General features: G+C 40.6%; 14 protein-coding genes. 7 read left to right on the forward strand and 7 right to left on the reverse strand.

Features of this window, described 5'->3' with window-relative positions:
- The first annotated feature begins 251 nt into the window (after positions 1-251).
- From BM386_RS00650 to BM386_RS00665, 3 genes are all read left to right on the forward strand, one after another.
- On the forward strand, positions 252-2630 hold the full coding sequence (locus BM386_RS00650) for a S9 family peptidase (RefSeq protein WP_244545457.1): 2379 nt from the start codon (positions 252-254) through the stop codon (positions 2628-2630).
- A 458-nt stretch (positions 2631-3088) separates the two neighbouring features.
- Positions 3089-6229 (forward strand): SusC/RagA family TonB-linked outer membrane protein, encoded by a 3141-nt coding sequence (locus BM386_RS00660; protein ID WP_091691143.1) that lies wholly within the window; start codon positions 3089-3091, stop codon positions 6227-6229.
- A gap of 12 nt (positions 6230-6241) precedes the next feature.
- Positions 6242-7735, forward strand: a complete 1494-nt coding sequence (locus BM386_RS00665) for a RagB/SusD family nutrient uptake outer membrane protein (protein WP_091691899.1) — start codon at positions 6242-6244, stop codon at positions 7733-7735.
- Positions 7736-7805: 70 nt separating this feature from the next.
- Here BM386_RS00665 and gloA2 read toward each other — a convergent pair whose 3' ends face one another.
- The 5 genes from gloA2 to BM386_RS00690 form a co-directional block, all read right to left on the reverse strand.
- Positions 7806-8195: an SMU1112c/YaeR family gloxylase I-like metalloprotein gene (gene gloA2, locus BM386_RS00670; protein WP_091691144.1), complete on the reverse strand. Its 390-nt coding sequence runs from the start codon at positions 8193-8195 to the stop codon at positions 7806-7808.
- 51 nt (positions 8196-8246) lie between these two features.
- Positions 8247-9554, reverse strand: coding sequence for a D-alanyl-D-alanine carboxypeptidase (locus BM386_RS00675; RefSeq protein ID WP_091691900.1), 1308 nt, complete (start codon positions 9552-9554; stop codon positions 8247-8249).
- 67 nt (positions 9555-9621) lie between these two features.
- Positions 9622-11019, reverse strand: coding sequence for a SusD/RagB family nutrient-binding outer membrane lipoprotein (locus BM386_RS00680; RefSeq protein WP_091691145.1), 1398 nt, complete (start codon positions 11017-11019; stop codon positions 9622-9624).
- Positions 11020-11030: 11 nt separating this feature from the next.
- Positions 11031-14222 (reverse strand): SusC/RagA family TonB-linked outer membrane protein, encoded by a 3192-nt coding sequence (locus BM386_RS00685; RefSeq protein WP_091691146.1) that lies wholly within the window; start codon positions 14220-14222, stop codon positions 11031-11033.
- Positions 14223-14682: 460 nt separating this feature from the next.
- Positions 14683-16923: a sodium-translocating pyrophosphatase gene (locus BM386_RS00690; protein ID WP_091691147.1), complete on the reverse strand. Its 2241-nt coding sequence runs from the start codon at positions 16921-16923 to the stop codon at positions 14683-14685.
- A gap of 405 nt (positions 16924-17328) precedes the next feature.
- On the opposite strand from BM386_RS00690, the gene BM386_RS00695 reads away from it, so the two are divergent.
- A complete protein-coding gene (locus BM386_RS00695; protein WP_091691148.1) occupies positions 17329-17952 on the forward strand; it encodes an HD domain-containing protein in 624 nt (207 codons plus the stop codon).
- On the opposite strand, the gene BM386_RS00700 is transcribed toward BM386_RS00695, so the two are convergent.
- Complete coding sequence (locus tag BM386_RS00700) at positions 17946-18875, reverse strand: serine hydrolase (protein WP_091691901.1); 930 nt, start codon at positions 18873-18875, stop codon at positions 17946-17948. The two genes, BM386_RS00695 and BM386_RS00700, sit on opposite strands and share 7 nt — an antisense overlap.
- Before the next feature lie 85 nt (positions 18876-18960).
- Between BM386_RS00700 and BM386_RS00705 the strand changes: the two genes are divergently transcribed.
- The 3 genes from BM386_RS00705 to BM386_RS00715 all read left to right on the forward strand — a co-directional run bounded on the left by BM386_RS00705 (position 18961) and on the right by BM386_RS00715 (position 20035).
- The gene (locus BM386_RS00705) at positions 18961-19254 is read left to right on the forward strand and encodes a hypothetical protein (protein ID WP_091691149.1); all 294 of its coding nucleotides are present in this window, start codon (positions 18961-18963) and stop codon (positions 19252-19254) included.
- 47 nt (positions 19255-19301) lie between these two features.
- On the forward strand, positions 19302-19712 hold the full coding sequence (locus tag BM386_RS00710; RefSeq protein ID WP_091691150.1) for a DUF4174 domain-containing protein: 411 nt from the start codon (positions 19302-19304) through the stop codon (positions 19710-19712).
- A gap of 104 nt (positions 19713-19816) precedes the next feature.
- Positions 19817-20035 (forward strand): hypothetical protein, encoded by a 219-nt coding sequence (locus tag BM386_RS00715; protein ID WP_091691151.1) that lies wholly within the window; start codon positions 19817-19819, stop codon positions 20033-20035.
- Between the two features lie 105 nt (positions 20036-20140).
- Here the strand turns inward: BM386_RS00715 and BM386_RS00720 are convergent, their stop codons facing one another.
- Entirely contained in the window at positions 20141-20599 is a 459-nt protein-coding gene (locus BM386_RS00720; RefSeq protein ID WP_170856998.1) for a GlcG/HbpS family heme-binding protein, read from the reverse strand.
- Between the last annotated feature and the right edge of the window lie 69 nt (positions 20600-20668).

A 20668-nucleotide genomic window follows, 5' to 3' on the forward strand; every position in this document is an offset into this window, starting at 1 on the left:
TGTTGGATTTTGTAAGTCAGGGTAAAAATCAGCTAAATGAAGTAAATAACTATATGGAACTGTGGATTATTGGTCCTGAAAACTCGGTATATCATTTAAAATTTTGATTTAAACTCTTTTTTAGCCTTTTATCTCAATCTAAATGTGACTTTAGCTTCTTTGTGGTAATTTTCAGTAACCAAAAATATAACATAATGAAATTAAGAGCTACTGCCTTCTTTGCCTGCATTGCCTTCATTGGGTTTGCCCAAATGGAAGTGTCTGCGCAAAGTACTTATCAAACTCCTCCCAAATCTATAGCTGACTTGGTAAATGCTCCAAGTACACCGTCAGTTAGATGGAGCAAAAATGGTGACTGGATGCTTCTGATGGAGCGGTCTGATAATCCGAGTATAGCCCAACTTTCTCAGCCTGAATTGAAAATAGCAGGAATGCGGATAAACCCTGCTACTTCGGGACCTAGCCGGCAGACTGGAGTTGAGAATATCAAAATCAAGAATACCCAGTCAGGCGAAGAAATCCAGATTACCGGCTTGCCTTCAAATCCTGACATGGGCGGCATGAGCATGTCTCATGATGAAAAATACATGACGTTCACGCAAACCGATTCTGATGGAATCAGCCTTTGGGTAGTCGATTTGACTACTTTTTCTGCCAAAAAGTTAACCGATAAGATCATCAATGATGTATATGGTAATCCAGTTGCATGGACACCAGACAATAAGTTGATCGTAAAAGCTGTGAATCCTAATCGAGGTGGAATGCCGCAAAGACCTGCTGCTCCTGCTGGTCCAATCATTCAGGAAACCACCGGAGATGCAGCCCCAAGCAGAACTTATCAGGATTTGTTGGAAAATTCCTACGATGAAACGCTTTTTGCTTATTTCATGGATTCTCAATTGATGAAAATTGATTTGGAAGGGAATAAGACGCCTATTGGTCCGGCTGGCATGATTAAGTCAATGGATCTTTCTCCTGACGGAAGTTATATTATGGTGGACTTGATTAAGAAGCCATTTTCATATTTGGTGCCAGCGAGTAGATTTCCCTATGATGTAGAGATTTGGTCTATAGACGGTAAGAAAGTTAAGGTTTTGGCAGAGATTCCTTTGGATGAAAATAGGCCAACGGGTTTTGATGCGACTGTAACTGGCCCAAGAAATATCAACTGGAGAGCTGATAAACCAGCTATGTTGTATTGGGTGGAAGCTCAGGATGGGGGAGATGCCCGTGTAGATATGGAAGAGCGTGAGGTCGTTTATACGTTGGCTGCGCCATTTGCCGGCGAAAAGCAAAAGCTTGCAACCACTCCTTATAGATTTGGCGGTATCATTTGGTCCGATGATACTTTTGCAATCATGGGAGAGCGTTGGTCCAGAACTAGGATGGACAAGCGTTCCATTATCAATCCATCTAACCCTGCCCAACCAAAGCAGGTAATTATCGAACGTTCATCTGATGATCTGTACAACGATCCAGGAGATCCAGTGATGGTGGAAAATGAATATGGGGAATATGTGATGCTTCGCAAAGGAGATTTGGTATATATGACCAGTCCTGGTGGGTCACCTGAAGGAGATATGCCGTATTTATCCACTTTTGATACGAAGACGAAAGAGGAAAAAATCTTATGGAGATCGCAGGCACCTTATTATGAGCGAGTAGCCAAAGTGTTGAATGACGATGCTACAGAGTTCATTACTATCAAGGAGAGCACTGATATACAGCCAAATTACTGGTTGGTGAATACGAAAAAGAGAATTGCTCCTAGACAACTTACCAATTTTGACAACCCATATGAATCAATAAAGGGTATTCAGAAGCAATTGGTGACTTACGAAAGAAATGATGGGTTGAAGCTATCAGCGGTCATTTATACCCCAGAAGGGTTTGAGCCGGGTAAGGATGCTCCGCTTCCCGTGTTAATGTGGGCGTATCCGCGTGAATACAAGTCAAAAGAAGTAGCAGCCCAAGTGAGAGGTTCGCAGTATGCGTTTACGCGAGTTAGCTCTGGTTCCCCGCTTTTCTGGGTTACTCGTGGTTACGCGATCATGGATAGAACTGAAATGCCAATCGTAGGAGAGGGAGACAAAGAGCCTAATGATTACTTTATCGACCAGCTTGTGGCGAATGCTGAAGCCGCGATTGATGAAATAGTGGATCTAGGCATCGGTGATAGAGATAGGATTGCCGTGGGAGGCCATTCTTATGGAGCATTTATGACTGCCAATCTATTGTCGCATACCAATCTGTTTGCCGCGGGGATCGCCAGAAGTGGGGCATATAATAGAACATTGACACCTTTTGGCTTCCAATATGAGCAGAGAACTTATTGGGAGGCTCCTGAAGTGTATTTCAATATGTCTCCGTTTTCATTTGCTCATAAAGTAGAAACTCCAATTCTACTACTTCATGGACAAGCCGATAATAACTCAGGTACTTTCCCTATACAATCTGAGCGCTATTATAATGCTCTAAAAGGACATGGTGCTACTGCGAGGTTAGTGTTTTTACCTAACGAAAGTCATGGGTATGCAGCTAAGGAGTCTATTAACCATATGTTATGGGAAATGGACAATTGGTTAGAGAAGTATGTGAAGGATAAAAACGAACTGGAACCATCAAAATAAGAAAGAGTCTTTTCGCATAAAATGGCCTCCTGCCTACCTATAATCCGTAGGTAGGAGGTTTTTGCCTACATCTGGGCATTTGAGCGAGCTCTTCACAAATCTCATATTGCACTAGTGTTTGTATAAAGATTTTATTTTTGGCTATTTTTTCAAGGGAAATGGTTGGAAATTTACAATTGATGTTAATTTTACGCTTGTCAAACCCAGATATAAAGCATAAAAAAGTGTTCGATTTTGGAAAAGAGGTTTTTTTAACTTTTAACCGAACCAAAAGTAAAGGCACAAACTGTAGGATTATGAGAGAGATTTTCGAAGGCCCCCGTTTAATTTTTACCGTTCGGAAAATTCTGTTTTCTCATTCCCAAGCATATAAATAGAAAACTTAATCTTTAACCCTTGATTAAAAAGAAATGCAACTACACGGTGTAGTTGTACTAGTGAACAATTAATTAAAACTTATGAAAAAAGCGTTACTCAGTATGCTCTTTGGATTACTGATTTCCAGCTCGGTGTTTGCGCAGCAGCGTGTGATCACCGGGAGGGTAGTATCGGAGGAAGAGCCCGAAGGACTCATTGGAGTCAACATTTTAGTGAAGGGTACCACGACGGGTGTCATCACTGATTTGGATGGTAATTATACGATCCAGGTTTCAGATGATGCTACTGCTTTGGTTTTCAGTTACATTGGATATATAAGTAAAGAAGAGGTAATTGGGAATAGATCCGTGATCAATGTTACTTTGTCACCGGACTCTCAAAATCTCGACGAAGTAATAATCACCGCTTATGGTGGTACTATGGACAAAGGAAACTTTACTGGATCTGCAGTGTCTTTGAAAGGGGATAAAATTGCTGACAGACCGATAAACAACGTGGTAAATGCAATCGAAGGCCAAGCCCCAGGTGTAATTACCACTTCAGCTTCTGGTCAACCAGGCGCAACTCCTACGGTTAGGATTCGTGGGGTTGGTTCAGTTAATTCTTCTTCAGACCCTTTGTATGTAGTGGATGGTGTAGCTTATGATGGTAATTTATCAAATCTTAACCCATCAGATATTGAGGATATGACTATCCTTAAGGATGCGTCCTCTACAGCATTATATGGTTCACGTGCTGCCAATGGGGTGATCATGATTACTACCAAAAAGGGTAGAAAGAATTCCCCAACATTCAATCTGAAAGTTCAACAAGGATATTCAGGTAGAGCACTACCTGAGTATGACCGGGTGAACCCAGAGCAATACTACCCTTTGGTTTGGGAATCCTTGAAGAACAGTAGATTAGGCTCTGGTCAGACTGCTGAAGCAGCGGCACAGTATGCTTCTACAAACCTTATTGACAACGTCTTGAAATATAACATCTATGACGTTCCAAACGATCAGGTAGTAGGTTTGGATGGTACGTTAAATCCAAATGCTGTAAATAACTTTGAAGGATTGGATTGGTACGATTTCCTTCAAAGAACTGGTGATCGGAAAGAATATAACCTTACCTATTCTGGGGGATCAGATAAGACTGATTTCTATTCTTCATTCAACTATCTGAATGAGCAAGGATTCATTATCCAATCAGGACTAGAAAGATTTACAGGACGAGTTAATGTAAATACCCAAGCAACTGATTGGTTGAGAACTGGGTTGAACCTTTCTGCTACGATGAGTGAAGGTAATAATACCAGATCTACAGGAAGTTCTAGCTATGTTAACCCATTCTTCTTTGCAAGAAATATTGGCCCTATCTACCCAGTGTATGCACAGAATATGCAGACTGGTGGGTATGTACTGGATGCTAATGGGAATAGAATCTATGACACAGGTAATCTCTCTGAATACGGATTGCCTAGTAGAGGTGCCGATGCTTCTGCAGGTCGTCATGCTGTTCAAGAGACGTTGCTAAATTATGATGCTTTTGACCGAGATGTTATCTCTGGGAGAGCTTATGTGGAAGCTACCTTCTTGAAGAACTTCACTTTCAGAACTAATATATCTACTGATATGACTTCCCTTTTGAACATCGGTTATGATAACCAAATCGTAGGAGATGGTGCACCGGCTGGAAGAACAAATAGAGAGAATATTAGAACGAATTCTTTAACATTTAATCAATTGCTTACCTATTCCAAGGTTTTTCAAGATAAGCACTTTGTGGAAGCATTGATCGGTCATGAGAACTATGATCTACAAATAGACAGGACATATCTTGGCAAACAAGACCAGATTTTGGCAGGAAACATAGAGCCAGATAATTTTGTAACGACTACTTCCGCTACAGGTCGAGTTGACGTTGATAGAATAGAGTCTTACTTCAGTAGATTGAATTACGTCTATGATGATAAGTACTCCTTTTCTGCATCATTCAGAAGAGATGGATCTTCGAGATTTTATGAGGATGTAAGATGGGGTAATTTCTTCTCTGTAGGCGCAGCTTGGACTATTGATCAGGAAGCTTTCTTTAATTCCAGCTATATACAATTGATGAAGTTGAGAGCATCTTATGGACAGGTTGGAAACAATAAAGTGGATGGGTATTATCCTTGGCAGGCTTTATATGACTTAGGTTATAACAATGCTTCGGAGCCTGGGATTTTGCAAGCATCTTTAGCAGCCAGAGATTTGGTATGGGAATCAAACAATACCTATGATATCGGTTTAGATTTTGCCTTTGCCAACAGGTTCCAAGGAACTCTTGAATACTATTACAGAGAATCTCAGAATTTGCTGTTTGAAGTCCCTCTTTCTTTGACTACTGGCCTGTCCAGCAGATTCCAGAACATAGGTACCATGAGTAATCAAGGTATTGAATTTAGCATTTCGGGTGATGTGGTTAGGTCCAATGATTTGACTTGGAATGTAGGTTTGAACGTGTCTACGTTTAATAATGAATTCAAAAAACTTCCATTTGAGGAGCAGATAGAAGGAACTAAAAAATATGAAGTGGGAAGTTCTATCTATGACTTCTGGCTGAGAGACTGGTACGGAGTAGATCCAGAGACGGGAGATGGTCTGTTCAGAGCAGATGAGTATGCTGAGGATGATGAAAATATCAGAATCGTAGGATCAGATACACTCACTGTTGATCAAGGCAATGCTAGATTCCACTATGCGGGAAGTGCAATCCCTGATTTCTTTGGTGGTATAACCAATACGGTGACTTACAAAGGGTTTAGTTTGAGCGTCTTGATGAGTTTTTCTGTAGGTGGAGATATTTACGATGGTATCTATGGAGGTTTGATGGATGCAGGCACAGAAGGTGGTGCATTACATACAGATATCTTAAACAGGTGGCAACAGCCGGGGGATATCACAGATGTACCTAAAATGGATGTGACTGGAGCTGCTGATACCAACGTTGCTTCTGATCGCTGGTTAACTTCTGCCTCTTACCTCAACCTTCGATCTGTAAACCTGTCATATACTCTTCCAAAACCATTTTTGGAAAGAATCAAAGTCAAGAATGCTGTAGTTTACCTTGCTGGTGAAAACCTGGGTTGGGCATCTTCTAGAAAAGGTATGTATGTGTCAGGTACTTTTAATGGAACTACCTCAAATACCTATACTCCGGCTAGATCTTTCACATTGGGAGTTAATCTGACCCTATAAATTAGAATGACAATGAAAAAACATATAAACAAAGTATTCGTACTAGTGGCACTACTCTTGGGTACAAGTTGTGCGGACGATTACCTAGACACTATTCCTACAGATGCAGTATCTGAGGAAGCTGTTTTTACCACTACGCAAAATGCTATGACTGCGTTAAACGGTATTCATCGTATGCTTCACATACGCTTTGATAGCCAAGGCCAGGCTGCAGAAAGCGGGGTAATGATCATGAGAGACGTAATGGGTGAAGATGTTGTTTTCACGACTACAGGAAATGGTTGGTACGTTTCTACAACCCGTTGGCTGAACCACGTGAACGAGAATTCCGGTGATGTCCGTTTTGTATGGAGATACTACTACAAGGTAATTGGTAATGCAAATATGATAATTGCAAATATCGATGATGCGGTGGGTACTCAAGAAGAAAGGGATGAAATCAAAGGTCAGGCTTTAGCCTACCGAGCTTGGGCACATTTCAATCTTGTTCAGATGTTCGCAGAGCGTTATGATGCAGCAGGTAGCAATTCTCAAATGGGTGTGCCCATTGTGATAGAGCCTATTACTGAAGGCGGTCCAAGAAATACTGTTGAAGAAGTTTACACACAAATCAATTCTGATGTTGATGCTGCGATTGGACTATTAACCGAAAGTAGAAATGCAACTTCACACATTAATATCAATGTAGCAAAAGGAATTAAGGCACGAATTGCTTTGACTCAAGGAAATTACTCCGTTGCTGCGGATATGGCTAGCCAAGCCCGTGAAGGATTTGAATTGATGTCGGAATCTCAACTTTATCAAGGATTCAATTCAGTGGATAATCCTGAATGGATATGGGGTAGCCGTCAGGTAGATGACCAAGGAACTTTCTTTGCATCGTTCTTTGCATACATGTCAGTTAACTTCAGTTCTACCAATATTCGAGGGAATCCTAAAGCTATAAATAGCGAGCTTTATAACATGATTCCGGATTCTGATTATAGAAAAGGACTTTGGGATCCGAATGCTTCAGATCCTGATTTAAGAGATCCTTTTATTGATGAGGTTACCTTGTCAACTTTCAGTAAATACGATTACATGAATCGCAAATTTCTTGCCCAGGCAAATGCCTCCTCTGTGGGTGACGTACCTTATATGAGAGCTGCGGAAATGTATCTGATTGAAGCTGAGGCGTTAGCAAGAGGAGGGAATGACGCAGAAGCAGCTCAGGTTCTATTTGACCTTGTGTCTGAAAGAGATCCTGATTATACAATGTCAACGAATACAGGTGATGATTTGGCTGAAGAAATTATGGTCCAAAGAAGAATAGAACTATGGGGTGAAGGCTTCAGATTCTATGATTTGAAGCGATTGAATCTTCCCTTGGATAGAAATGGAGCTAACTTTGTGGAGTCAGTGATCAACGGGAAATATACTGAACCGGCTGGTTCTAACAACTGGCAGTGGAGAATTCCTATAGATGAGATCAACACCAATGAGAATATGATTCAGAATCCTTCTTAAGGGAACAGAATTTATAAAAAATTAAGCCTGAGGAGTTTTTCTCAGGCTTTTTTAATGCTTCATAAAGAATTTAAACCTCGTAAAACTCTATCGGCAAATCATCCGGATCTGCGATAAATGTAAAACGCTTTTCTGTGAATTCGTCGGTACGAATAGGTTCGGGACTTAGTAGATTTTTAGCTAATTCTGCTACGCAACCATCAAGGTCTGATACTGCAAAAGCTAAATGTCTCAGGCCGCTTGCTTCAGGCCTGGAGACACGCTTGGGTGGTGAGGGGAAAGAGAAGAGCTCGATGATGTATTCTCCATTGAGACTCAGATCCAGCTTATATGAATCCCGTTCCTTGCGATATGTTTCTCTTATTATTTCAAACCCTAATATCTCTGTATAGAATTTCTTTGAGTCCTGATAATTGGAACAGATGATTGCGATGTGGTGAATAGCTTCGATTTTAAGCATGTGCAATTGAAGGTATGTGCAATTTGAAATGCAGACGTATTATTTGGATAATCAATACTTATCGTGAATGTAATAAAGCACCTTGGTCAACTCTGTTTTCAGCTCAGTACCAGAGATTGCATAATTGTTCATCAGGCAGGAGAAGTGGAGGATTTTTCCGCTTTTAGTCAGGAGATATCCACTTAGCGCATTGCTCATTGAAAGTGTTCCAGTCTTGGCATAGATGTATGCGGGTTGTCCTTCGTCAGAAGGGTACCAGTTCCTGATCGTTCCTGATTCACCTCCTGCAGGGAAATATGCTTTGATTTTATCCAAAGGTATTTCTGTTCTTATCTTCCCTAACAGGGCGATGATGCTTCTTGGCGTAAACATGTTTTTGGAAGAAAGTCCAGACCCATCTACCCAGATAGGCTCATCAGGTAAATCCGCAAGTAGGTTTTCTTTTGCGTATGCAATGGCATCAGCTGTGCTCAGTTTGTTATCTAATTGATCAGAAACCAATAGTAAAAGTTGCTCTGCTAGGAAATTGTCAGAGATTTTCATCATCTGGGAGTAGATACTATCAGCTGCCGCAGTTAGTAATTTTTTAGGTTCTTGATTTAAGTAAGCAGGATTCTGTATAATAGTTATTTCTTTCTTGAGCTCCTCCGAAAGTAGCTTGGCTGCGAAATCAGCTGAGGTAATAAAGGGAATATCCGTTTCAAACCGTTTCTCTGTAGCCTCGGATGTTACAAAGTAATTAAACTTGTTTTCAAGATGTTCTCGGCGAAAACTAGAACTGGAATTGCCTCTAGGTTCTGTAAGAGCCATGGATGATTTGAAGCGGGTAGGGTAGATACTGAATGTAGAATCTCCCTCACTTTTTGCGAAACGAACAATGTCTCCATAAACTGGTAAAGCAGACCGCTCTGCTGCATAATAAGCATTGTACCAATCCCAAGACCATCCTGGTCCAAATGCCTCCACTTGGTCAAAGTTGTCAAGGAGGAAAAGCTTTTTGTTCTGTGCTTCAAGGAACTCAAGTGCTACAGTATTTTTTAAATCTGGATGCAATAAGCTAGGGTCACCTGTGCCCCAAAATATCAGAGAGTCTCCTTTTTCAAGGTAATTAAGTCCATTTACCAAGCTATCTCCCAAGACGGTGTAGGAAGTATAAAAAGTAAAGAGTTTCGTGTTGGAGGCAGGGATGAAATATTTATCAGAATTGATGTCCACCAACGTTTTGCCCTTCTCAGGATCAACTAACATAAAGCCCAAATGGCCTTTGTCAAATACGTCGGACTTGGTTAGTGATTTGTTGATTTTTTGGACTGTGCAGGAGGAGAATGCGATCAGTAGGGCTAGTAGTAGTTTTTTCATTTGATTGATTTTATGCAAAAAAAATCTCCTGAAATTCTCAGGAGATTTAATATAATTCAAATTCTAATTAGTTTATATCCCACCAGACTTTTCCGTAAAGACTTTCAGTACCTCCGAATTGTCTTTGGACGGCTTCATTGTAGTTTTCGGTGTTATTAAACTGCTCAGTTTCTATATAGATCTGTCTATTTGGGACTTCAGCTCCACCAGGTGCTACCATATTATTTGGGTAGCCAGTTCTACGGTATTCAGCCCAGCCTTCATAGCCATGCATAAAAAGGTGTACCCATCGCTGAGTTGCAATCTGCTCGATGGCCATATCAGCGGAATAGGCAATCTCTGGCTGAGCCATGAAGTCTGCTAGCATGCTAGTATCAGCTCCCCATTGATCCATGGAGGCTTCAATTGCCATAGTATAGTTTTCTTCAGCCGTAGCGTCACCACCAGTGATCCAACCTAGTTTAGCAGCTTCTGCCTGAGCAAATAAAACCTGTGCATAGGTTACTAAATAAACTGGCGCATCTTGCGCGGTAATTGCATCTCCAAGTAGCGCATATTTTTCTGTGTCAATATCTACAGTCTCGCCAAAAACTAGCCCAGTGTAGTCACCATCTGTTCTGTTGGCATTGCCATAAACCATCAATCGAGGATCGCCTACTGGCTTCATTTTGTCCATCAACGTAGAACTAATAGCCCACCATTCTCTGCCTTGATTAAGCTGACTGAACCAGTAATTCTGATTATTGGCATCGTTTAAATGTCTGAAGACAAGGTTGTCGCTGTTTGAAGCTAATACTCCAGACTGCACTGCAGCTGCAAATTTTTCCTTACCCAAAGTTGGATTTACTTCAGAAAGGCGAAGAGCCATTAGCATTTTGAGAGTGTTAGCAAGTTTAGACCACTTGCTCATATCACCATTGTAGATAATGTCATTGGTGATGCTTCCAGGTACGATCTGACTACTGGCTTCATCCAAAACATTGAAGAGATCAGTATAAATTGATTCCTGAGAGTCATATGCTGGCGTAAAATTATCCGCACCACTTAATGCTTCAGTATAAGGGATATCTCCCCATCTATCGGTGAGATTCCAGATGTAATATGACTTCAGTATTTTTGCAACTGCTAGCTGGTTTGATACCGGTCCTTCTACTCCGCTAAGTTCATCAGCTGCATTTAACACTGTCTGAAGGTTCATTAAAGGTCCTTGGTACCAGCCATAGAAGCTGGTAGAAGACTGTGGATATAAAGAAGCATTTACATACTGTGTCTCAGAAAGGTACTGGGACATAAATTCTCCCTGAGGGGATGAGCTAAGCCCTGAAAGAGAAAGCATCGCATTTGCGATCAATTGAGTGCCTGATGCTTGACTTGGGACGTTTGGATTGATGTTAATATCCTCTTCAAAGTTATTACAGCCTACTAACAGAAGTGCTGTAATGATCATTATATTAAGCTTTTTCATGTTTTCTGTAATTAGAATGTAACGTTAAGATTGACACCAAACGAACGTACACTTGGCAATTGACCTGATTCATACCAGCCAATTGCTTGAGATCCAGTTGAGAGTTCAGCAGGGTTAATTCCTTTAGGCGCATTTTGGAAAAGCATAGCTAGATTTCTGCCTACAAATGCAACTCTTACATTTTCAACAGGAAGTTTAGCATACTGGGCTTTATTGAAATTATAGCTTAAGCTGACTTCCCTCAATCGAATAAAAGACGCGTCATATAACCAGTCTTCGTAGATTCTACGAGCTACTACTCCGTAATATGCTTTAGCATCTACATAAGCAGTCACTTCCTCACCTGTCTCAGCAGAAACACCTTCTACTTTCACTCCACCGCCTTCTGCCAAAGGATCTCTTACGTTCATGCCGTTATCATTTATAGCAGCTGAAATTGGATCTAATCCAGTTCTAACCGCTAACATTTTAGACCTTGAGAAGAATTGTCCTCCAGCTTGGAAGTCTATCATAGCCGCCAATTGGAAGTTTTGGTAATTCAAGACATTTTGGAAACCACCATTGAAGTCTGGCAAAACAGTTCCGAAATCATGAGTGGCATCTGTATAAAGAGGCATATTGTTACTTCCAAGTAAAATTTTGCCAGTTGCTTCATCTCTTTGATACGCTTGACCCACCAGGCTACCAAAAGGTTTTCCTACATAAGAGTTCAAGTAACTTGAAGTAGAAGAGTAAGTTGTGCTTCCATATTGATACACATCAATTCCCGGATAAAGCTCAACTACTTCATTTCTGTTTCTACTTAAGTTGAAGGCTACATCCCAATTAAATTTCTCTGATCTAAATGGAGTAGCTGTGATAGCCAATTCAAGACCTTTGTTTACGATTTCACCAGCGTTGATTGTCGCAGAACCAAAACCACTTGTTCCTGAAACATCAAGATTTAGGATTTGATTTTCATTTCTCTGGTTATAGTAAGTAAATGATAATCCTACTCTTCCTTCGTAAAATTTGAAGTCAACACCAGCCTCATAGGAGTGAGCAAATGATGGTTTGATATTCGGATTGTTCAAATTGTCCGGAACTGAAAGCGTATTCACTGTTGAAGCACCAGTATATGTGCTTCCTACATTGAAGAATGAGGTGGTGCTATAAGGACTCAAATCAGACCCTGCTTGAGCATAACTCAATCTAAGTTTTCCTAAAGTCATGGTCTCAGATTTGATCAATTCGCTAAATACCCAAGAAGCTGATAGTGATGGGTACCAATAAGAATTATTGTCAACTGGAAGGGTACTTGAGTTGTCATTTCTTAATGATGCATCTACGAAATAAGTATTGTTGTATCCGAGAGAGACCATCGCATAAGCACTTTTGATTTGCTTTTTCTGCTGGTAAGATGATGTCGAAGGTCTATCAATAGAAGCATTGATGTTGTAAAAACCTGGAGAAGTAAGTCCGCCTACAGTTGCCATGGATAGGTAAGAGTAGTTACGGTCATATAAGTTTCCACCAACGTTTGCATCTAGAGAGAATTTATTCCAAACCTTATTGTATTGAGCTAGAACTTCATAGTTCATTTCAGTATTCTGGTATTTGCCTACCGAATATCCAGGGTTTCCAGTTCCTCCAAATGATGCTCTAGAGTTGATGTTTTGAGTGTACATATCGGATCTGACAAATGCGCTCACTTTTAATTCAGGCATGATTTGGTAAGAAACTCCTACATCTCCAAAGAATCTATCCCTATTGTCATCACTGAAGTTTTCATAAGCCAAGAAATATGGATTAGCCCAGTATAGTGGATTGTAGTTTGTGATTTCTCCTGTCGATGAGCTTGGTCTTCTCAAGTTCCAATGAAGGAAAGTACCATCGTCGTATTGGTAGTCTTTAAGTCTATTCATGTCCATAGATCTTTGGAACCACTGCCCTAAGTATCTTGAACCATCCTCAGAACCCTGACCTGGTCTGCGGCCTTTGTTTGCCGCATAGTTAATATTGGTTGTTAATCTTAACTTTTTTGTCAGATCAATCCCTAATCCTAAACCAACATTGTTTCTTTTCAATGAAGTATTTGGTTCTACACCTTGAATACGTGTATCATTTAAGCTTACTCTGAAGTTAGAGCTAGCTCCACCGCCTGTGATTGTGACGCCGTTGTTTACGTTTGTACCGGTCTCATAATAATCCTTGATATTGTCAGGATATGCTTGAAAAGGAGTTAATTGTTCGTATGTTGGATCTTGAGGGTAAAAACTCATAATTTGACGGACCAAGGTTCCGTCTGTTTTAGGTCCCCAGCTTTCATCCACAGACATATCTACATACTTATCGCCATTCGGAAGAGTTCTCCAGGTTTGGCTAGATCCTCCACCATAAAGGTTTTGGTATGGCATTAAGTTGGTAACCTTATCTACGAATACAGCAGAGCTCAATTCCACTTTTACATCTGAGCCTTTCTTCCCTTTTTTGGTGGTAATCATAATTACACCATACTGACCTCTGATGCCATAGAGAGCAGAAGCTGCAGGGCCTTTCAGTACGTTGATTGTTTCAATGTCATCTGGATTTATATCTTGACCAAGGTTACCATAATCTTGTCCAGATGCTCCAGAGAAGTTTGAGTTTGAGATAGGAGTTCCATCCACCACCATCAGTGGCTCACCGCCTCCGGAAATAGAGTTTACACCTCTGATTTTGATTTTCTGCGTACCACCCATACTTGCCCCAGATGACCCAGTTACTTGAACACCAGCTACTTTTCCAGAAAGTGAACCCAAAACGTTTTGCTCTTTTGTGTAGGTAAGATTCTCACCTTTTACTTCCTGAGTAGAATACCCTATGGATCGCTCATCTCTCGTAATACCTAGTGCAGTCACTACTACTTCACCGAGTTGCGAGATATCTTCCGAAAGAGAAATGTTGATTTCAGAAGAGTTGCCCACGATTTTATTTTGTGTTTCATAACCTATAAAGGAATAAACCAGGACTGATTCAGTTCCAGGTACCGCGATGGAGTAGTTTCCATCTAAGTCAGTTACAGTTCCTGTGGAGGAACCCTGAACGACTATACTTACTCCAGGAAGTGGTTCTCCGTCTTCCTGTGCAGTAACTTTTCCTTTGACAGTTTGCTGGGCATACATGGGTATGCTAACCAGAAAGCCAAAGAGAAAAAGCAATGTTATTGCGTAGTTTTTCTTCATACTAGTTGTTGTTTATTGGTTTGGTATTGTTTTTTGATAACTGGCAAATTACGGCATTCAATATATAGGAGTTGGAAACGTAACTACTACAATGACAATGGAATAAGCCTGCTATTGCTTTCTATTTTTTTAGAGGTTTACAAAGCCCCTATAGTCCTCTAATTCGCTTAGAATTTGATCTTATTAAACGAATTTGATCAAAAAATAAGATGAATTTGGTTATTCCAACTACCATTATTCCATAAATTAAGAATAATGTATTGGTTATTTCAATTTTTTCAAGCTGATTTTTAATGAAATGATAATATTTAATTTCTATTCAAATAAAATTCGTTCTTGCAGGTTTTTGCAGTATTAAATTTTGAATACACGCAATAGTGAGCTAAGTTACTGTGAATGAGATTAAAAAAAAGACTGCCTTCCAAAAGGCAGCCTTAAATAAAAATACAGTTAAAGTCGTTTAGTTGACTTTCTTGATTTCAGTAATTGTTTCTGTTACCACTTTCTTCCCCTCCTCATAATTGATTTCTTTTTTCACCTCAACTTTTTCTGACATAGATCCAACATGAGGATTTTGGCTGATATGAGGAGCGATGATCAAAGCTACAATTGACATCAATTTGATTAGGATATTCATAGATGGTCCTGAAGTGTCTTTGAAGGGATCACCAACGGTGTCTCCAGTCACAGATGCTTTATGCGGCTCGGACTTTTTATAATACATCTCTCCGTCTATCTCCACACCTTTTTCAAATGACTTCTTGGCATTATCCCAAGCCCCACCGGCATTTGACTGGAACATTCCCATCAATACACCTGAAACAGTTACTCCAGCAAGTAAGCCACCAAGCATTTCCGCAGAAGAAACTTGTTCAAATACGCCTTGGAAACCAAAACCAATAAGGAGCGGAGTAATCAACGCAATTGCTCCTGGAAGAAGCATCTCACGAAGTGATGCTTTCGTGGAAATCTCTACACATTTGTCATACTCAGGTTTGGCCTTGTATTCCATAATGCCTGGAATCTCTCTGAACTGCCGTCTTACTTCGTTTACCATATCCATGGCTGCTCGTCCCACCGCAGCGATGGCGAGCGAGGAAAATATAAATGGAATCATACCTCCTACAAATAATGCAGCCAGCACTGGTGCCTTGAAAATATCAATGGCATCAATTCCAGCTACTCCTACAAAAGCCGCAAACAAGGCTAGAGATGTCAAAGCTGCTGAAGCAATAGCAAAACCTTTTCCTGAAGCCGCAGTAGTATTTCCCACGGCATCCAAAATATCGGTGCGTTCTCTTACTTCTTCGGGAAGTTGACTCATCTCGGCGATACCGCCTGCATTATCCGCAATAGGCCCGAAAGCATCAATTGCTAATTGCATAGCAGTAGTGGCCATCATGCCAGCTGCGGCAATCGCCACTCCGTAGAGACCTGCAAAAGCATAAGACCCCATGATACCGCCTGCCAAAACAAGGATAGGAAGCACAGTAGATTCCATTCCAACGGCCAGCCCGGCGATGATATTAGTCGCATGTCCTGTTGCTGATTGGTTGATAATAGACTTTACAGGGCGCTTGCCCATGGCAGTGTAATATTCTGTGATGATACTCATCAGTGTTCCTACCACAAGGCCCAGGATGATAGCATAGAACACATCCATATTTGTAAAGTCGTAGCCTCTAATAGATAAGGTCTCTGGCAGCATGTATTTAACCACAAAGAAGGAGGCAATCCCTGTAAACACAATAGATGACCAGTTGCCCATATTTAAGGCATGCTGTACATCACCTTTGTCATCCTTGATGGTCACGAAGAACATTCCCAAAATCGAAAAGACGATTCCCAATCCTGCGAGTACCATAGGAAGTAGGATTGGGGCGATGCCTCCAAAATTATCAACGGAAACAATTTCTCTTCCCAAAACCATGGTGGCTAGAATTGTAGCTACATAAGAACCAAATAAATCAGCTCCCATTCCTGCTACGTCACCTACGTTGTCACCTACGTTATCTGCAATGGTAGCAGGGTTTCTGACATCATCTTCAGGAATTCCAGCTTCTACCTTTCCTACTAGATCAGCTCCTACATCTGCAGCTTTAGTATAAATACCGCCACCCACACGTGCAAAAAGTGCAATAGACTCAGCTCCAAGGGAGAAACCTGCAAGTACTTCAAGAGCTTTTTCCATTTCTACTCCATTGACCCCGGCACCTACGCTTTGTACATACATATTGTAAAATAGGATGAATAAAGAGCCTAATCCCAAAACTGCTAATCCTGCTACACCAAGTCCCATGACAGAACCTCCTGTAAAGGATACTTTCAAAGCATGCTTCAAACTAGTCCTGGCAGCTTGGGTAGTTCGGACGTTTGCTTTGGTGGCGATGTTCATTCCTATATATCCTGCAAATGCTGAAAAGACAGCACCGATAAGGAAGGAAATTGCTATTACGGGACTTGATGTCTCCACGGACATTCCTGACCATGCCAAAAGTATGATAGCGATCACAGCAAAGTAGGAAAGTACTTTCCATTCGGCTTTCAAAAATGCCATGGCGCCGTCTGCGATATAACCAGCGAGTTCCATCATGTTTTTATCACCTGTCTCCTGCTTGGTTACCCAGGCAGATTTAATGGCCATCACGATCAGGCCCACCAGTCCCAGCGCAGGGACTACATAAATTAAAGCTTGTTCCATACAATATATCTTACAGTTATTTTGAGTTTGTTAATTGAGCAAATATATAACTTCTCAATTACCGACCAATTGCAGATTTTTATTGCTTAAATTGCTGTATTTGAAGAATTTATTGATAAAAAAGCAATGAATTCATGCTTTGGCTTCAGATTTTGGTGAGAATGTGGTCGTTTTGTGGGATTTTTGTAAAAGCAGAATCTCTCCGGAATGTACATTCTATTCTAAATTTTTCATGAATTTTGGAGGCTCTTGAACGTTACGTCGAATGAATGAAAAAGTAGTGATTTCATAGTTTTGCCATATAAAATAGATTAAATAGCTATAATTCAATTATTTAAAGCTTGTCAATTCAATATTAATAGTAAATTAGTTTTCTTTTAGTTTTTAAAAATCAGAATAGAGCCAGTGGATAAGCAACTTGAAAATTTTGAATTCGCCATTAGAAAAATGTTTGCCGAGCAATTAATTCCTGAGGTTTGCTACCATAATTTAGACCACACCTTATCGATAGTATCCAAGGTGAAGGAAATTGGAGAATCTTATCAATTGGATAAAATTGAATTAGAAAACCTATTTATTTCGGGCTGGCTGCACGACGTCGGCTATTGGGGAGGCGTGGCGGAGGATCATGAGAAAAGAGGAGCCGAGTTTGCGTTGGAGTTCTTGGAAAAATTTCAGGTTCCAAAAAATAGGATTACCATGATTTGTCAGGCCATACTTGCTACTAAGATTCCTCAAAAGCCACAGAACCTTATGGACTCTATTATTTGTGACGCTGACTTATACCATTTGAGTTCGGATCAGTTTTATGATCAAACGCTACTCTTAAAGAAGGAAAATGAACAGCTCACTGGTAAATCTGTAGAATTGCTAGCTTGGCTGAGAAACAGCGAGAAATTCATGGAAGGCCACCACTACCATACAGACTATGCGGTTAAGTATTACCGTCCTGGCAAACTTGAGAATCTTAACTTTCTCAGATCCAAAATTGAGGAGCTGGCCAATGCAGAAATGAACTCCTCTCAATAGGAAAGGCCTTCGAGGTATTTGTTACTTCCTTGCGGTGCCCGATAGGTTTGTTTTGGGTTAAAATGATTCCAAACCAGATTTGATAGTTTTCTAGTCATTACCCAGGCTTCATTGTCGTATTCCCAGCTTTTATCCTCATTGTTCTTGGTGAAAATAGCGCACACATAATCTCCCTGCGGAGAATTCACCAGGAACACTTCTGACCTTGAGGCATTCACCATTCCTTGTTTGCTGGCAACATTTACCCCAGGAGGAATTCCTGATATAGCATAATCATTATAAAATGTGTTCGATAGCAAGCGATACATCTGCTCAGAGGCTGCTGGACTGAATAGTTCCCGATTGTTCAAGCGAATTAGGATATCGGCCATTTCTCTTGGAGTCGTCTGACCCCAGCCGTATTTTTCCCAGATGCTTTCTCTGCCGGCTGTCCGGCTATTTACTCGCGTATTTTGATACCCTAACTTTTCCATCAACACATTAATATCTGCACCACCTCCTGCTAAGGCTTGATTCCAAAGTGAGGTGGTATTGTCTGAATAACTCAGCATCAAAGCGAGTAGCGTACTTAAGTCTGTTTGGGTAGAATCTTGAAAATACTGCATGATTCCAGATCCTCCATATTTGATAGAATCCCGGTAAACGAGCGGTTCTCGATAGTGTAGTTCTCCTTTTTCTATTTTATCAAATACCCCCAGAAGAATTGCGATTTTGACAATGCTGGCGGTTGGGAAGATCGTATCCGCATTGATTTCTACTTTATTGCCAGAAGGAAGATGCTCTACGTAGATTCCAACATCGCCGTTGAAAGTCTTCAGCAAATCATTGATCTCGGAGGTCAAATCAGGAATGGTTTGAGCAAAATTTTCCGAAGTTCCCAGTAGCAGTGAGAAAGCTAGAGAAAGTAGAAGTTTAATTTTCATAGTGCCGAAAATAGAAATTGGACTTGTAATAACAGGCATTTTTGGATTCTAATTACTTATTTTGATAGATACAAATGACATAGTTATGACAGAACGCAACCAGTATTTCAAACGATTTTTAGAAGATGAGAAATCGCTTTCTTCACTCACACCGGTTCTCAAGGCACTTTGGTACGATGGAAATGGAGATTGGGAAAAGGCTCACGATCAGGTGGATAGTTTGGAAGGAAAGGATGCTGCACGAATTCACGCATACCTGCATCGCAAGGAAGGAGATCAGTGGAATGCTGATTATTGGTATAGAAGAGCAGGAGAAGTAAGGCCAAACTTATCCCTAGATGAGGAATGGCAAGACTTGCTTAGCCGATTTCTTAACTAAAGTGGTCTGAAGTCATAACCAAATGGCTTCTTGCGTGTTAATAAAATATGAAAGCTTTTGTGCTATTGATTTATCTTTTCATCATGGTGCCCGATCCTGCCAAAACCATTGAAGACTACAAATGGGAAAAACGTATAGTCATTACTAATTTTGATAACGAGAAACTCGATGCTTTTTTGGAAGGAAAAGAAAGGAGTATTGAAGAAAGAAAACTTTTATTCGTGGAATTTGAACACGACGAATACATCAGAAATACCTTACAGGACGAAATCGATCCGGCCGGGTTTCTAGAAACTGTTACACAAAAGAGCCCTACTGCCGAATGGGTTCTAATTGGCTTAGACGGAGGGGTAAAAGCATCTGGAAAAAGAAAGGATTTTTCTCTGGATGCGATCTTCCACTTGATCGATCAGATGCCTATGAGGCAATCAGAAATAGATCATCCTAATTCTTTATAGTCGGTAAAAATTGAAGTTTTGACCTGAAAAATACCCTATATAGGGTATTTTTTTAGTTTTTCATAGATGGTATTTTTGGGAAACAAAAAATTAACTACAAACCTATGAAATTCTTTTACCTCTCTTCCAACCCAAACGAAAATGGACTTCATGAAGTACATGATCGCGAATGTGAGCATATCCCAAGTTCTTATGACAGAGATTATCTCGGTCCTTATAATACGGGCAAAGAGGCGATGAGAAAAGCACTTGATTACAAAAAGGAAGTAGCTTTGTGCGAGGTATGCTGTAAGTCTAGGGAAAGATCTCTTATTGATAATTAAAGCCAGAGCATGTTAAGAAATACGTCAAAGTTTTTAGGATAAATCTTAAAAACATGAGCCTCCGGTACAGTCAGCTGTAGTACCGGAGTTTTTTTTAGTCGGTATTCAATAAGCAGCCACAGCAGCTGCGGCTACTATGCCATCCTGTGCTGAACTAGCTCCTGAAATCCCAATTGCGCCTACGACTATTCCATCCTTGAGTATGGGTAGTCCACCTTCGATGGCAACTGCATTGGGTAGGGTGGCAATTCTGGCTCCGCCTTCCGCCTTCATCATATCTTCAAATACTTTTGTGGGCCGCTTGAAATATACCGCTGTTTTGGCTTTGCCAAGTGCTACATCTATACTACCGAGTTGAACACCATCCATTTTGCGAAGCGAAATCATATGTCCCCCGGCATCAAGAACTACGATTACCATGTTCCATCCTTCAGCTTTGGATTTAGCCTCAGCTGCATCGGATATTCTGGTGGCGTCTTCTAAGGTTAAAAAAGGCTGTGAGTTGGTTTGGGCCTGTATAAAAAAAGGAGCAAGGCAAAGAAGAAGAATTATGAGCTTTTTCACGATAAAATTGGGTTTAAGTGGATTAAGATAAGGGTTCAATTTAAGATTTTTTTGGAGGTAACAATGAAA

Source organism: Algoriphagus locisalis (assembly GCF_900116615.1).
GTDB lineage: Bacteria > Bacteroidota > Bacteroidia > Cytophagales > Cyclobacteriaceae > Algoriphagus > Algoriphagus locisalis.